Source organism: Mycolicibacterium arabiense, from assembly GCF_010731815.2.
Taxonomy (GTDB): domain Bacteria; phylum Actinomycetota; class Actinomycetes; order Mycobacteriales; family Mycobacteriaceae; genus Mycobacterium; species Mycobacterium arabiense.
On sequence record NZ_AP022593.1, the window covers coordinates 1,966,288 to 1,980,903 of the forward strand.

At 68.6% G+C, this 14,616-nt stretch carries 12 protein-coding genes and 1 tRNA gene; 3 read left to right on the forward strand and 10 right to left on the reverse strand.

Going from position 1 to position 14,616, the window contains the following annotated elements:
- From G6N61_RS11175 to G6N61_RS11205, 7 genes are all read right to left on the reverse strand, one after another.
- Positions 1 to 270, reverse strand: a complete 270-nt coding sequence (locus G6N61_RS11175) for a dienelactone hydrolase family protein (protein WP_235887491.1) — start codon at positions 268 to 270, stop codon at positions 1 to 3.
- 114 nt (positions 271 to 384) lie between these two features.
- Entirely contained in the window at positions 385 to 753 is a 369-nt protein-coding gene (locus G6N61_RS11180) for a nuclear transport factor 2 family protein (RefSeq protein WP_163918588.1), read from the reverse strand.
- A 104-nt stretch (positions 754 to 857) separates the two neighbouring features.
- Complete coding sequence (locus tag G6N61_RS11185; RefSeq protein ID WP_163918589.1) at positions 858 to 1,988, reverse strand: GGDEF domain-containing protein; 1,131 nt, start codon at positions 1,986 to 1,988, stop codon at positions 858 to 860.
- A gap of 182 nt (positions 1,989 to 2,170) precedes the next feature.
- Positions 2,171 to 2,244, reverse strand: a tRNA-Met gene (locus G6N61_RS11190).
- A 52-nt stretch (positions 2,245 to 2,296) separates the two neighbouring features.
- Positions 2,297 to 3,673 (reverse strand): FAD-binding oxidoreductase, encoded by a 1,377-nt coding sequence (locus tag G6N61_RS11195; protein ID WP_163918590.1) that lies wholly within the window; start codon positions 3,671 to 3,673, stop codon positions 2,297 to 2,299.
- A 108-nt stretch (positions 3,674 to 3,781) separates the two neighbouring features.
- Positions 3,782 to 6,811 carry a UPF0182 family protein gene (locus tag G6N61_RS11200; protein WP_163918591.1) on the reverse strand — a complete coding sequence of 1,010 codons (3,030 nt, stop codon included), beginning with the start codon at positions 6,809 to 6,811 and terminating at the stop codon, positions 3,782 to 3,784.
- A gap of 88 nt (positions 6,812 to 6,899) precedes the next feature.
- Positions 6,900 to 7,922, reverse strand: a complete 1,023-nt coding sequence (locus tag G6N61_RS11205) for a YlbL family protein (protein ID WP_163918592.1) — start codon at positions 7,920 to 7,922, stop codon at positions 6,900 to 6,902.
- Between the two features lie 88 nt (positions 7,923 to 8,010).
- Between G6N61_RS11205 and G6N61_RS11210 the strand changes: the two genes are divergently transcribed.
- From G6N61_RS11210 to G6N61_RS11220, 3 genes are read left to right on the forward strand one after another with little or no spacing between them, the layout of a single operon-like run.
- Complete coding sequence (locus G6N61_RS11210; RefSeq protein WP_163918593.1) at positions 8,011 to 9,378, forward strand: zinc-dependent metalloprotease; 1,368 nt, start codon at positions 8,011 to 8,013, stop codon at positions 9,376 to 9,378.
- Positions 9,379 to 9,413: 35 nt separating this feature from the next.
- Positions 9,414 to 10,256: a bacteriocin biosynthesis cyclodehydratase domain-containing protein gene (locus G6N61_RS11215; RefSeq protein ID WP_163918594.1), complete on the forward strand. Its 843-nt coding sequence runs from the start codon at positions 9,414 to 9,416 to the stop codon at positions 10,254 to 10,256.
- A 58-nt stretch (positions 10,257 to 10,314) separates the two neighbouring features.
- Entirely contained in the window at positions 10,315 to 11,640 is a 1,326-nt protein-coding gene (locus G6N61_RS11220; protein WP_163918595.1) for a macrolide-binding ATPase MABP-1, read from the forward strand.
- A 61-nt stretch (positions 11,641 to 11,701) separates the two neighbouring features.
- On the opposite strand, the gene G6N61_RS11225 is transcribed toward G6N61_RS11220, so the two are convergent.
- From G6N61_RS11225 to G6N61_RS11235, 3 genes are all read right to left on the reverse strand, one after another.
- Positions 11,702 to 11,977 carry a WhiB family transcriptional regulator gene (locus tag G6N61_RS11225; protein WP_163918596.1) on the reverse strand — a complete coding sequence of 92 codons (276 nt, stop codon included), beginning with the start codon at positions 11,975 to 11,977 and terminating at the stop codon, positions 11,702 to 11,704.
- A gap of 138 nt (positions 11,978 to 12,115) precedes the next feature.
- Positions 12,116 to 12,313 (reverse strand): hypothetical protein, encoded by a 198-nt coding sequence (locus tag G6N61_RS11230; protein ID WP_163918597.1) that lies wholly within the window; start codon positions 12,311 to 12,313, stop codon positions 12,116 to 12,118.
- Between the two features lie 136 nt (positions 12,314 to 12,449).
- On the reverse strand, positions 12,450 to 14,603 hold the full coding sequence (locus G6N61_RS11235) for an ATP-dependent DNA helicase UvrD2 (RefSeq protein WP_179973604.1): 2,154 nt from the start codon (positions 14,601 to 14,603) through the stop codon (positions 12,450 to 12,452).
- Positions 14,604 to 14,616 lie beyond the last annotated feature (13 nt).

Here is a 14,616-nt window from a genome sequence, read left to right on the forward strand (position 1 = left end):
TCAGCTCAGATGAATCGCGAAGGACGCGAGGATGCGGCGCCATGCGTCCTCGGATTCCGGCTCCGAGTAGTGGAAGCCCGTCACCCGTTCGACGACGCGCAGGGGTGCCGGCGTGCCCCAGTCGTTCATGAAGGAGTGGCCGACGTCCGGGTACTCCTCGTCGTGCGGGACGTTGCCGTCGGTCAGGGTCGCCTCGAGTCGTGCGGCGGCACCGGGCAGCATCCGGTCCTTGGCGCCGTAACTGCCGACCAGTGGGCAGGATTGGGTCAACGCAGACAGGTCCTCGCCGGCTGGGGCGGAGATGCGGATGTCGGGCGTGGCGCTCTCTCATGGCGTGACGATGACCATGGTGCCCGATGCGCCACTGCGCCGCGGGACATCAGGTCATCCGTTGGGCGGGATCAAGACCGTCCACAGGTCGGTGATCAGACCATCCGCGATGAGTGCGACGTCGAAGCCCGACATCGACAGCTGACCGCTGGCGGGGTCGACGAGCTGCCAGGCGAGGTATCCGAAACCTTGCAGGCGTTGGACCGGGCCATCCGCGACGAACTGCATGTCGCCCAGGTTCTGCTGCAGCCCAACGCACTTCGCATCGAGCGCCGCATGGCCGGTGGTGACGCCCTCGTCATCGGTCCAGCGCACGTCCTTCGCATACGTCCGCTCGATCGCCGCCGCGCGCGTGTCGGCGTCGCGCTCGTTGAACACCTCGATCAGGTTGGCATGCATCAACTGCTCGATCGCGTCTGCCATGGCACTTCCCTCTTGGGCTCGGACGGCGTTGCACGGCGGGCCAGGCAGCACGCCACGACCGAGACCCTAGCAGTTTTGTAACGCAGCGTTCAGAACTCCACTCGTCACGCGCGGCCATCGACGGCCGGCAGGTAGATCGTCGCGTTGCCCCCTTGGCGCTTTGCATCGAACATCGCAAGGTCGGCCCGCTCGATGATCCGGTCGAGCCAGGTCGCCGGCTCGCTGCCCGCGAGGGAGGATCCGCCGAGTGCAACGCTGGAAACCCCCACGCTGGCCGTGATCGGGGGTTTGGCGGGAGCGGCGATCGCGTACCGGACGCGGTCGACGTCACGGTGGGCGCGCCCGGGGTCGCCGGGATCGACGACGACGAACTCCTCGCCGCCCACCCTCGCCACCAGCGCACTACCGCGAACTGCGGACTTGATCCGACGTGCGGCGCGGATCAACACCTCGTCCCCGATCGTGTGACCGAAGGTGTCGTTGACGTCCTTGAACCGGTCCAGGTCGACGACCATCACGGTGACGGCATCGGCGACGTGGGAGCCGTCACGCAGAAGATCGCCCACGTGCAGATGCAGACCCCGCCGATTCAGCAAGCCGGTGAGCGGATCGGTGACGGACGCGTTGGCGTCGTTGCGCAGTGCCCAGATCGCGGCCTGAATCCCCAGCGGCGTGCCGACCACGAGCGCCACCGACATCAGGGTCTTCGCGGTGAACTCGACGACGTCGAACTGCCCTACGATGCCGATGTGCACGGCGAACGCCGCCGTCGTCAGCAGTATCCACAGCACATGTCCCGCAAGGGCTCTCGGGCCGTCGAAGAACACGAGATAGACCGACAGCATGGTGAAGAAGCTGAACCCGAACGACCCGAGCACCCAACTCGAATCGAGCAGCACCATCACGGTGATCGCGATGTCGGCCGACACCACGAATGCGAGTGACATCCTGCGCGAGGGCCATGGCCGGGCACACCACACCCACGCCCACGCCAGCTGCAGCGCGCCGAACGCGGCCACGGCGACCTGAGACGCACGCGAGTTGGCCGACGGCAGGAGGAGGACCAGGGAGAGCACGCCGTCGAATCCGGTGCCGAGCCCGATCATGTACTGGACGGCCCCGGACATCGAGCGCTTGGCGAAGTACTGCACCTGCGCGGCGTAGTCGACCGGCTCACCCCACCACTGGCGGACGAGACGGCCGAATACGGCGAAGCTCCCCGCATCCGCCCGCATCCCGCACTCCCCGTTCACGGCCCCTGCGTCGCACCGCCGGGCTACCTAGTCCTGACCTGCCGTGATTGACGGCGGTGTCAGGACGTTGTGACCATAGCCGGTGGACGGCCGGGCTTGGGGCCGACGGCCTCCCATGCAAAGAGAACGGCCCCCGGAGAATTTCCGGGGGCCGTTCTACCTAGTAGCGGGGACAGGATTCGAACCTGCGACCTCTGGGTTATGAGCCCAGCGAGCTACCGAGCTGCTCCACCCCGCGTCGGGTGAACGCAACGTTACCGAAGGCGTTGACCTAAAACCAAATCGGCTGCTCAGGCCAGTATCCCGGCCGGATCGTGGCGTGCCGCGATCGCCTTCAGCCGGTGCAGGGTGTCACCGTCGTAGCACCTGCTGGGCCGCGCCGGATCGTGCGACGCCGCGAAGTTCGGCATCTGCCCACCCGTCGACCACGGCGCGAGCCCGGCGACCAGCGCGGCGGCGTGTTGCGGCACCGCGTCGGCCACCGGCGGTGCCAGCACGCCGATCACGGCCAGCGAGTAGGCCGCGTTGCGGTGACAGAACGCGCTGTCGTGACGCGGCTCCCGGGCCATGGCCCCACCAAGCAGGCGCAGCTCGACGATGACCTGCGGGGAACCCGCCTCGGGGCCTGCGGCGGCAAGGACCGCGTCCACCGCCTCGGGCGTGAGTTCGCACAGGAGCGTGTGGTCCTCGTTGATCGGCATCGGGTCCACGGGGTCGGCGTGGACCGCGCCGATCGCCGCGTAGGGCAGCAGCGCGACGGTGTCGAGAACCGGGGCGGCCACGGCACTCATGGGCGCGAGCAACCGCTCCCCCTCCTCGGCGTCGCCGAGCGCGACGTACCGCACCGCGACGGTCATCCGTCCGGCCAGGGGCTCGGGCACGCCCGGCAGCGGCGGCAACTGTTGAATCGCGATCGACGTGTTCACGGTCTCGGGTAGTCCCTGGCTCCACGACCGCCACGCGTGCAGCACCGTCACCGCATCCGCTGCGTCGAAGTAGATTGCGCCGCCGTAGAACTCGTCGATCGGCAGCAGCTCGAACTCGATGGTCGTGACGACGCCGAGCATGGCCTTGCCGCCGCGCACGCCCCAGAACAGCTCGGCGTGCTCCTCCGGGGTCACCCAGAGGACCTCACCCGAGCCGGTGACGAGTTCGAACGCCCGCACGTAGTCCGACGACAGGCCCACCGTGCGCACCAACGGACCGATCCCGCCCCCGGTCAGATACCCGACCACGCCGACCCCCGGCGCCGATCCGCACAGCGGCGCGAGGCCCTGGGGCACCGCGGCGTCGATCACCTGCTGCCACGTGACGCCCGCCCCCACCCGCGCGGTCCGCTCGTCGATGTCGATCACGCACCCTCGCAGCCCGCCGGTCAGCACCAGGATCGTGTCGTCACCCACCCCGATTGCGCCGTGCCCGGTGGCCTGCACCGCAACGCGAAACCCCCGCTCGCCCGCGAACCGCATCACGGCGGCCACGTCGGCGGCCGACGTGGCGAACACCGCCGCTGCCGGGGCGACCAGCGCCGCCACGTTCCACGGCATCGCACGCTCGTACACCCGTTCGCCAGGGAGCGCGACCGGTGCCGCGACGACGTCGCGAAGGCCATCCAGGCGGCTCCGCACGTCGTGCGAGGTGCGTCCGGCGTCGTCGGTCAGGGTCATTCTTGGGTCCTTTCACCAGTGTCGGTTCTGGTGAAGAGGCTGACTCAGCGCGCTTGGCAGGCACTTGGAACGGCGTCCCAAGGACCTGCCAAGCGACGATCTACTGGCCTACTGCGCCTCGCGATACCTGTTCATCGCATCGTCGAGCCGCTGCAGCGCCTCACCGAACTCGGCGAAGTCACCGCTCTGCTGAGCCTGCTGCATCCCGTCGAGCGCGGTGTTCACCTCCTGCAGCGCGGCGGCCTTGGCCTGCGACAACTGCACCGGCCCGCCCGGCGGCACCGCCACCGGCGGCGTCGGCACCTCGGCTGCGCGGTTCTGACCCGGAGGCGGCGTCGCCGCGGGCGGCGTGCTACCCGGCTGCGGCTGTGCCGCAGGCGGATTGCCGTTGCCGTTCGCAGCCGGCTGGCCCGCGGTGGGCGCCGGCCCCGTGGCCGTTGCACCCGCACCCGCGCCGAACAGTTCGTCGAGCGCGTCGCGCACCGTCGGCCCGTAGCCCACCCTGTCGTTGTAGAGCATCGCCACGCGGATCAGGCGCGGGTAGGACGACGCGGCGTCACTGGCACCCGGCGACGCGTACACCGGAGCGACGTAGAGCAGACCGCCATCGCTCACCGGCAGCGTGAGCAGGTTGCCCCACCTGATCCGGTTCTGGTTGTCGCGGCCGATGACGCCGAGGTCCTGGCTGACCGCGGTGTCGGTACTGATCGCGTTGAACGCCAGCTTCGGACCGTTGACCTGACCCGGAATGGTCAGCACCGTGATCTTGCCGTAGGAGTCCGGATCCGAACTCGCGCTGATGTACGCGGCGAGGAAGTCACGCCGGAACCGGTTCATCGCGGTGGTCAGCTGGAACGAGGCCGAATTGTCATTGGCGGCAAGGTTCTTCGCGACGATGTAGTACGGCGGCTGGTAGCTGCTGGCCGTCGGGTTCGGGTCCAGCGGGACGTCCCAGAAGTCCGACGTCGAGAAGAACGTCACCGGGTCGTCGACGTGGTACTTGGCGAGCAGCGCACGCTGCACCTTGAACAGATCCTCGGGGTACCGCAGGTGCTCCTGCAGCTCGGCCGAGATGTCCGACTTCGGCTTGACGGTGTCGGGGAACACCGCCATCCACGCCTTGAGCACGGGGTCGGCCTCGTCCTGGGCGTACAGCGTTACCGTGCCGTCGTAGGCGTCCACGGTGGCCTTCACCGAGTTGCGGATGTAGGACACCTGCTTGTCGGGCGCGAGCCGGTTGAGCGCCACCTCGTTGGAGTCGGCCGTCGCGTCCGACAGCGAGGTCAGCTCGGAGTACGGGTAGTTGTCCAGCGTGGTGTAGCCGTCGACGATCCACACGATGCGCTTGTTGACGATCGCCGGGTAGGCACCGTTGTCGGTGGTCAACCATGGCGCCACGGCCTGCACGCGCTTGGCGGGATCCCGGTTGAACAGGATCCTGCTGTTGCTGCCGATCACGTTGGAGAACAGGAAGTTCCGCTCGGCGTACTTCGCGGCGAACACGCTGCGTGCCAGCCAGTTGCCCACCGGAACGCCACCCGAGCCGGTGTACGTGTAGTTCTTGGTCTCGGTGTTGGTCTCGACGTCGTACTCGCGGTCGTTGCCGTTGCGGCCGACGATCGCGTAGTCCTCCGTGGTGTTCGCGATCACGGGGCCGTAGTAGATGCGCGGCTGATCCAGCGGCGCCGGTCCCGGCGACACGATCTCGCCGTTGGCGCCCACGACGCTGGCGAGGAACTCGGGGTAGCCGCCGTTCTGGTTCGGGTCGTTGGCCACGCCGCGCACCGTGTTGGCCGGCGAGGCGATGAAGCCGTTGCCGTGGGTGTACACGGTGTGGCGGTTGATCCAGTCGCGCTGGTTGTCGATCAGGCGATCGGGGTTCAGCTCGCGCGCGGCGACGACGTAGTCGCGCAGGCGGCCATCCGGCCCGTCGTAGCGGTCGATCGACAGCTGCTCGGGGAAGAAGTAGAAGTTCTTGCCCTGCTGGAACTGCGTGAACGCAGGACCCACGATCGTCGGATCGAGCAGGCGGATGTTGGACGTGGTCGCGCGGTCGGCCGCGACCTGCTGCGCGGTGGCTTGGGAGTTGCCGCTGTAGTCGCGGTAGGTCACCGTCTCGTCGGTGAGCCCGTAGGCCTGCCTGGTCGCGGTGATGCTGCGGCCGATGTACTCCGACTCCTTGGCCGCGGCGTTCGGCTTGACGCTGAACTGCTCGACGATCATCGGCCAGCCCGCGCCGATGATGAGCGACGACAGCAGCAGTAGCACTACGCCGATGGCGGGGATGCGTAGGTCGCGCAGGAAGATCGCGGAGAAGACGGCGACCGCGCAGATGACGGCGATGGCCAGCAGGATGAGCTTGGCAGGCAGCACCGCGTTGATGTCGGTGTAGCCGGCGCCGGTGAACGGCTTGCCGCCGCGGGTGTGGCTCAACAGTTCGTAGCGGTCGAGCCAGTAGGCGAACGCCTTCAGCAGGATCAGCGTGCCGCCCAGCGAGATCAGCTGGATGCGTGCCGCGCGACTCAGCGCCCCCGTGCGACCGGCCAACCGGATGCCGCCGAACAGGTAGTGCCCCAGCAGGTTCGCCACGAACGCCAGGAACGTCGCCACGAACAGGTAGCTCAGGATCAGGCGGTAGAACGGCAGGTCGAAGGCGTAGAACCCGAGGTCCAGACCGAACTGCGGATCGGTCACGCCGAACTCACCGCCGTGCAGGAACATCTGCACCCGCACCCAGTACGTCTGAGCCACGATGCCTGCGAGCACGCCGATGAACGCGGGCACGCCGATGGTGAACAGCTTCATCCGCGACATCACGGCGGTGCGGTAGCGCGCCACCGGATCGTTGGGTCCCACCGAGGGGACGAACACCGGCCGCGTGCGATAGGCCAGCGTCAGAGCGCCGAAGACGACCGCACCCACCACCAGGGCCGCGACGAGGAATACGACCAGCCGGGTGGTCAGCACGGTGGTGAACACCGACCGGTAGCCGAGTTCGCCGAACCAGAGCCAGTCGACGTACGCGTCGATGAACCGGGGCCCAATCAGCAACAGCAGCACGAAGGCCAGCGCGATGCCGACCAGGATTCGGCTACGTCGAGTCAGCTTCGGCATCCGTGCCGCAGGCCGCATTGCCACTCGTCAACTCCAGTCTGAGTGCTCGTTCTTCGGTGACGTCGACGAGTCGACGTGCCCCAACTCTACGCACCAGGCCCCAAGAGATCTCTCAGCAACCGGGAGCTTCGCCACCGGCGGAATAGGTCTTCAGCGACTCCACCGCCGTGGCGAGCGTGTCCACCTTGAGCAGGGTCAGGCCGTCGGTGTCCCCGGTGTTCGCCTCCACGCAGTTCTCCGCGGGCACCAGGAACACCGTCGCACCCGCCTCGCGCGCCGCGACCATCTTGTGGGTGATGCCGCCGATCGGTCCGACCTTGCCCGCGTCGTCGATCGTGCCGGTGCCCGCGACGAACTTCCCGCCGTTGATGTCACCGGTGGTCAGCTTGTCCACGACGGCGAGGCTGAACATCAGCCCGGCCGACGGTCCACCGACGTTGGCCAGGTTGAAGTCGATGGTGAAGTCGGCCCACGGTGCCTCCAGCACGCCGACGCCGAGGAATCCGTAGTCGCGGTCGGGGTTGTCGCCGAGCGTGATCGTCGTGGTCCCCAGGTCGCCGCCCTTGCGGCGGTAGTCGACGACGAGCTGATCACCCGGCTTCGTGGTCTTGAGCATCGCGGTGAACTCCTCGAGGGTGGCCACCGGCTTGTCGTTCACCATGTCGATGGCGTCGCCGTCCTCGAGCTTGCCCGCCGACGGGCCGGGTTCGGTCACCGACTCGACCGTCACCGACTTCGGGTACTTCAGGTACGACAGCGCGGCGTACTCGGCACTGTCCTCGGACCGCTTGAAGTCCTTGGTGTTGGACTCGTCGACCTCGTCCTTGGACTTGTCGGGCGGATAGACCAGGGCCCTCGGGACGAGCTGGTCGCGCCCGGAGATCCATAGCGCCAGCGCCTGACCGAGCGTGATGCCGTCACTCTGCGCGACGGTGGTCATGTTGAGGTGACCCGTCGTCGGATGCACCTCGGCGCCCTCGATGTCGACGACCTCCTTGCCCTCCACCTCGCCGAGGGTGTCGAACGTCGGTCCCGGACCAAGCCCCACGAACGGTACCGTGACCGCCGAGAGCAGTAGGCCGAACGCCACGATGGGTACCAACGCCACCAGCAGGGTCAGAATCCGCCTGTTCACGCCGCCCACAGTAGGGCTCCAGGCCGAATTAGCTCTCAGCGTGACCCGCCGACCCACGGCGAACGGCTGCAGTGAGTACCGTTGAAGCATGTCCGACCTGCCCTTCGGCTTCTCCCCCGGAGACGACCCCGACCGCGACAAGCCCAAGAAGGACCCCAATTCCGGTGCGCCCGGATCCGACCCGTTCGGCTTCGGCGGCGGCGGGTTCGACATGGGCGACCTCGGCCAGATCTTCTCCAAACTCGGCGAGATGTTCAGCGGCGCAGGGAACCTGGGCAGCGGCAAGCAGACCGGGCCGGTGAACTACGACCTGGCCCGCCAGCTGGCGTCCAGCTCGATCGGCTTCGTCAAGCCCATACCCGAACAGACCACGTCGGCCATCGCCGACGCCGTGCGGCTCGCCGAGACGTGGCTCGACGGCGTGACGCCGCTACCCGCAGGCACGACCAGGACGGCGGCGTGGACGCCGAGCGACTGGATCGACAACACCCTCGACACCTGGAAGCGGTTGTGCGACCCGGTGGCCGAGCAGATGTCGTCGGTGTGGACCTCGGCACTCCCCGAGGAAGCCCGCGCGATGGCAGGCCCACTGATGGCGATGATGCAGCAGATGGGCGGCATGGCCTTCGGCTCGCAACTGGGCCAGGCGCTGGGCACGCTGTCCAAGGAGGTGCTGACCTCCACCGACATCGGCCTGCCCCTGGGACCCAAGGGCGTCGCCGCGCTGATGCCCGACGCCATCGAAACCCTCGCCGAGGGGCTCGAGCAGCCACGCAGCGAGATCATGACGTTCCTCGCCGCGCGCGAGGCCGCCCACCATCGCCTCTTCTCGCACGTGCCGTGGCTGTCGAGCCAGCTCATGAGCGCCGTCGAGGCGTTCGCCAGGGGCATGAAGGTCGACTCCAGCGGCATCGAGGAACTCGCCCGCGGCATTGACCCGTCGGCGCTGACCGACCCCTCGAAGATGGAACAGTTGCTCAGCCAGGGCATGTTCGAACCGAAGGCCACCCCTGAGCAGACCGCCGCACTGGAGCGGCTCGAGACGCTGCTGGCCCTGATCGAGGGCTGGGTGCAGACCGTCGTCACCGCCGCGCTCGGCGACCGCATCCCCGGAACGTCGGCGCTGAGCGAGACGCTGCGGCGGCGCCGCGCCACCGGCGGGCCTGCCGAGCAGACCTTCGCCACGCTGGTCGGCTTGGAACTGCGCCCGCGCAAGCTGCGCGAGGCGGCCGCCCTCTGGGAGAAGCTCACCGACGCGATCGGCGCCGACGCCCGTGACGGCGTCTGGCAGCACCCCGACCTGCTGCCCTCGGCCGGCGACCTCGACGAGCCCGCCGGATTCATCGACCGGATGATCGGCGGCGACACCGACGGCATGGACCAGGCGATCGCCGACCTCGAGAGGGACGCCAACGGCGGCGACGAGGACCCCGGCCGTCCCCCTGTGGATAACTAGAGCGCCACATCCGCCGACCGTGATTGAGTCGGCGCGTGACCCGCTACACGCTCGACCCGGCGATGCCGGTGCTGATGCGGCCCGACGACACCGTGCAGGTGGGCTGGGACCCGCGCCGCGCCGTCCTCGTCAGCCCGCCCGCCGGGCTGACGACCGACGCGCTCGCCGACCTGCTGCGGGCGCTGCAATCGGGACTGACCCTGCCCGTGTTCACCGCGCTGATGCTCAACCGCGGCGCCCACGACGCCGGGTCGGCCGCCGAACTCGTCGACTCCCTCACCCGGTCGAAGGTGCTGACCGTCGACGTTCCCCGCACCCGGTCGGCGTCGGTGCGGGTGCACGGCCGCGGTCCGCTGTCTGACCTGCTGACCGGGGCGCTGCGGTGCTCGGGCAATCGGATCGCGATCAGCAGGCTCAGCCATGCGGGCGTCAACCCGCGCAACACCGACCTGGTGGTGCTCTCGGACTACCTCGTCACCGATCCACAGGTGGTGCACGATTTGCACGACGCGGGTGTGCCGCACCTGCAGGTCCGGGTGCGCGACGGCACCGGACTGATCGGCCCGCTGGTGGTGCCGGGCCAGACCAGCTGCCTGCGGTGTGCCGACCTGCACCGCAGCGACCGCGACGCCGCGTGGCCCGCGGTCGCCGCGCAGTTGCGCCGCACCGTCGGCAATGCCGACCGCGCCACGGTGCTCGCCACCGCAGCGCTCGCGCTCGATCAGGTCGAGCGCGTCGTCAAGGCCGTTCGGGGCTGCGGCGGTCCCGGACTACGCGACGCTCCGCCGCCCACCCTGGACACCACGCTGGAGTTCGACGTGCACACCGGATCGACGATCAGCCGACGCTGGTCGCGCCATCCACGGTGCGGTTGCTGACGGTTGCTGCCACTTCCCGTGGTGTTCGGGACGTCACAGGAACCGGTGTGGCGCAGTCGTGGATGATGGAGTGGTGGCAGACATCAAGCGTGGTCGGGCAGCGCGCAACGCGAAGTTGGCTTCGCTTCCCGTCGGGTTCGCCGGACGTGCTGCGCTCGGCTTCGGCAAGCGACTCACCGGCTCCTCCCGGGACGAGGTCAACGCCGAGCTGATGGAGAAGGCCGCCAATCAGCTGTTCACCGTCCTCGGCGAACTCAAGGGCGGCGCAATGAAGGTCGGGCAGGCGCTGTCGGTGATGGAGGCCGCCGTCCCCGAGCAGTTCGGCGAGCCGTATCGCGAAGCGCTGACGAAGCTGCAGAAGGACGCACCGCCCCTGCCCGCCGAGAAGGTGCACCGCGTGCTCAACGCGCAGCTGGGTACCAAGTGGCGTCAACGCTTCCAGTCGTTCGACGACGCACCGATCGCCTCGGCCAGCATCGGCCAGGTGCACAAGGCCGTGTGGGCCGACGGCCGCGTCGTCGCCGTGAAGATCCAGTACCCCGGCGCCGACGAAGCGCTGCGCGCCGACCTCAAGACCATGAAGCGCATGGTCTCGGTGTTCAAGCAGCTGTCCCCCGGTGCCGACGTGCAAGGCGTGGTCGACGAGCTGATCGAGCGCACCGAGATGGAGCTCGACTACCGGCTCGAAGCCGACAATCAGCGGGCGTTCGCCAAGGCCTACCGCGACCACCCGCACTTCGTGGTGCCCGCCATCGTCGCGAGCGCCCCCAAGGTGGTCGTCGCCGAGTGGATGGAAGGCATCCCGATGGCGAAGATCATCCGCGAGGGCACCGTCGAACAGCGCGACCTGATGGGCACGCGGCTGTTCGAACTCACCTACGACGCGCCGCGGCGGCTCGAGATGATGCACGGCGACGCGCATCCCGGGAACTTCATGCTGCTGCCCGAGGGCAAGATGGGCGTCCTGGACTTCGGTGCCGTGGCGCCGCTGCCGGGCGGCATCCCGGTCGAACTCGGTCGCGTGGTGCGCTACTCGCTCGAAAAGGACTACGACAACCTGCTTCCCACGATGGAGCGGCTGGGTTTCATCCAGCAGGGCGAGCAGGTGTCGACCCGCGAACTCGACGACATGCTGCGCCAGTACGTCGAACCGCTCGAGGTGGAGGTCTTCCACTACAGCCGCAAGTGGCTGCAGAAGATGGCCGCCAGGAACATGGACCTCTCGGTCGACCAGATCAAGACCGCCCGTCAGATGGACATTCCGGCCAAGCTTGCGATCCCGATGCGGGTCATCGCCTCCAACGTCGCGATCTCGTGTCAGCTCGACGCGCACATCCCCACCAAAGCGCTTGCACTGGAACTGATCCCGGGCTTCGCCGACTGACCCGGCACTCGGCCCTCAGCACGACGAGGCCGCCCAGCGGATCACGCCGGGCGGCCTCGTTTCATGCTGCCGCAGGGCTCGGCTGCGGGTTCTTGCGGGGGCGACCACGTGGCCGCTTGCGCGCCACGATGGTTCCGCGGTCGAGGATCTCTCCACCCCAGACCCCCCACGGCTCTTGACGTTCCAGCGCTGAGTCCAGGCACTCGCGGCGGATCGGGCAATCCGCGCACAGCTCCTTCGCGCGCTCCAGCTCCGTGGGGCTCTCGGCGAACCACAGATCCGGCGATTCCTCGTGACAGGGCACCGTCAGCCTCTCGCGGCATGTCCGGTCCGACATGTCTCTCCTGCTTCCTGGTCGTGTTACTCGGTCATCTGTCTTAGATGGATCCTTCGACCAGGTTCTCGGGCTCCCCCGATGAAAATGGCCACGGATCCGATGTCGGGTCCGTGGCCATGAGGCGTGTCGTGGGCTGTCCTAGCAGGTGCCCCGATTCACGGACGCGAGGGTCGCAGCGGCGGTGCGGCGCTTGCGCATGATTGCGGGCGCGGCAGCGGCATAGACCGCGACGGCGGCATTCGGAATGGCATGGTGGGCCGGGTGGATACGGTCGGCCCATGCGACGCCGAGGAGGCCGCCGGAAGCGACTACGCCGGTAAACGGAATGCTGATCATGTCGCCGGACCTCCTCTCCATGCCTGTCATTGGGGCGCCCGTGAAGGCGTCTATGAGGCTAGACGCTAACACGAAAAAGCCACAAGCGATTTTCTGACCAGCGCTTTTGGCGTGATCTTTGCGATGCGTGGCAGTTTCACGAACGGCTGCGGACCAACTCCAGGACGTCGGGTCCGAACTGTTCGAGCTTGCGTGCCCCGATGCCCGGAATCGCGACGAGCGCAGCGTCGTCGGTCGGCAGGGTCTCGGCGATCGCGATCAGCGTGTTGTCGGTGAACACCACGTAGGCGGGCACGCTCATCTCCTTGGCGGTGCGCGAACGCCAGTCCTTCAGCTCGGCCAGCAGGTCCTCGTTGATGTCCGACGGGCAGTTCTCGCACCGTCGCAGCATGATCGACGCCGGCGTCGACAGCGCTGCGTTGCACACCCGGCACCGCGGGGCGGGGCCGCGCTGCCGACGCGGCTTGGCGCCGCCGGTGTCGGCAGCGGTGTGCGGCGCGACGCCGTTGAGGAACCTCGACGGCTTGCGCCCCTGCCGCCCGCCCGGCGCACGGGCCAGCGCCCAGCTCAGCGCGAGATGCACACGCGCCCTTGTGATTCCGACGTAGAACAGCCGGCGTTCCTCTTCCACGGCCTCGCTGTCGGCACCGTGGGACAGCGCATGCGAGATGGGTAGTGTCCCGTCTGCCAGGCCCACCAGGAACACCGCGTCCCACTCCAGGCCCTTCGCGGCGTGCAGCGACGCCAGCGTCACGCCCTGGACCACCGGTGGATGCCGGGAGTCGGCGCGCTGGCGCAGTTCGGTCACCAGGGCGGGCAGGGTGAGTTCGGGACGCTGGGCGACGTCCTCGTCGACGAGTTCGGCGAGCGCGGTCAGTGCCTCCCAGCGCTCGCGGGCCCGGGTGCCCGCAGGCGCCTCGGTCGTCAGCCCCAGCGGTTCGAGCAGTTCGCGCACCCCCGCGGCCAATTCGGGGCCGGCCACCTCGACGCCCCGCTCGGCCGCACGCTGCAGCGCGAGCAGGGACTGCCGGATCTCCTGCCTGCTGAAGAAGCCCTCGCCGCCGCGCACCTGGAACGCCACCCCCGCCGCGGTCAGCGCTTCCTCGTACACCTCGGACTGGGCGTTGATCCGGTAGAGCACCGCGATCTCCGCGGGCGGCGTGCCCGCCTCGATCAGCTTCTTGATGTTCTTCGCCACCGCGGTGGCCTCGGCGACCTCGTCGGGGTTCTCGCTGAACGACGGCTCCGGGCCCGGCGGACGCTGACCCACCAGGTGCAGCCGACTGCCCGCCATCCGGCCGCGCGCCGCTCCGATGACCCGGTTGGCCAGCGACACCACCTGTGGGGTGGACCGGTAGTCACGTTCGAGGCGGACGACCGTGGCCTCGGGGAACCGGCGCGAGAAGTCGAGCAGGTAGTTCGGAGTGGCGCCCGTGAACGAGTAGATGGTCTGGTTGGCGTCGCCGACGACGGTCAGGTCGTCGCGCTCGCCGAGCCAGGCGTCGAGCACGCGCTGCTGCAGCGGCGTCACGTCCTGGTACTCGTCGACGACGAAGCAGCGGTAGCGGTCGCGGAACTCCTGCGCCACCGCCGCGTCGTTCTCGATCGCGGCCGCAGTGTGCAGCAGCAGGTCGTCGAAGTCCAGCAGCGTCGTGCCCTCGCGGCGCGCCTTGGCGGCCTCGTAGCCGGCGTAGACCGCCGCCACCTTGGCGGCGTCGAACGGGATGTCCCGGCCCGCCTTGGCGACCTCGGCGGGATAGGTCTCGGGACTGATCAACGACGCCTTGGCCCACTCGATCTCGCCCGCGAGGTCGCGGACGTCATCGGTGCCGGTCTTCATGCCTGCCCGATTGGCGGCCTGCGCGACGACGGAGAACTTGCTGTCGAGCAGCTCCCAACCCGTGTCGCCGACCAGACGCGGCCAGAAGTACTGCAACTGACGGCGGGCGGCAGCGTGGAAGGTCATGGCCTGGACCGAACCGGTGCCGACGCCACCGGCCTGCTGATCGAGCGACCGCAACCGCAGGCGCATCTCGCCCGCGGCACGGGAGGTGAAGGTGACGGCCAGGACCTGGCTGGGCGCGACGTGGCCCGAGGCGACGAGGTGCGCGATGCGACGCGTGATGGTCCTGGTCTTGCCGGTGCCCGCGCCGGCGAGCACGCACACCGGACCACGCGGCGCCTGGACGGCCTCGCGCTGCTCCTCGTCGAGATCGTCGAGGAGCCCTTCGGTCGGCGCCGCAGAACCTGGACTGGGCATGCCGACCATCTTGGCAGGGCGATCGGACATCGGGCATCTTCTC

Excerpts from the sequence above, each read along its gene's own strand:
- G6N61_RS11180 (WP_163918588.1), bottom strand. The coding sequence starts at position 753 with ATGGCAGACGCGATCGAGCAGTTGATGCATGCCAACCTGATCGAGGTG.
- G6N61_RS11185 (WP_163918589.1), bottom strand. The coding sequence starts at position 1,988 with ATGCGGGCGGATGCGGGGAGCTTCGCCGTATTCGGCCGTCTCGTCCGC.
- G6N61_RS11195 (WP_163918590.1), bottom strand. The coding sequence starts at position 3,673 with ATGACCCTGACCGACGACGCCGGACGCACCTCGCACGACGTGCGGAGC.
- G6N61_RS11210 (WP_163918593.1), top strand. The coding sequence starts at position 8,011 with ATGTCCGACCTGCCCTTCGGCTTCTCCCCCGGAGACGACCCCGACCGC.
- G6N61_RS11225 (WP_163918596.1), bottom strand. The coding sequence starts at position 11,977 with ATGTCGGACCGGACATGCCGCGAGAGGCTGACGGTGCCCTGTCACGAG.
- G6N61_RS11230 (WP_163918597.1), bottom strand. The coding sequence starts at position 12,313 with ATGATCAGCATTCCGTTTACCGGCGTAGTCGCTTCCGGCGGCCTCCTC.
- G6N61_RS11235 (WP_179973604.1), bottom strand. The coding sequence starts at position 14,603 with ATGTCCGATCGCCCTGCCAAGATGGTCGGCATGCCCAGTCCAGGTTCT.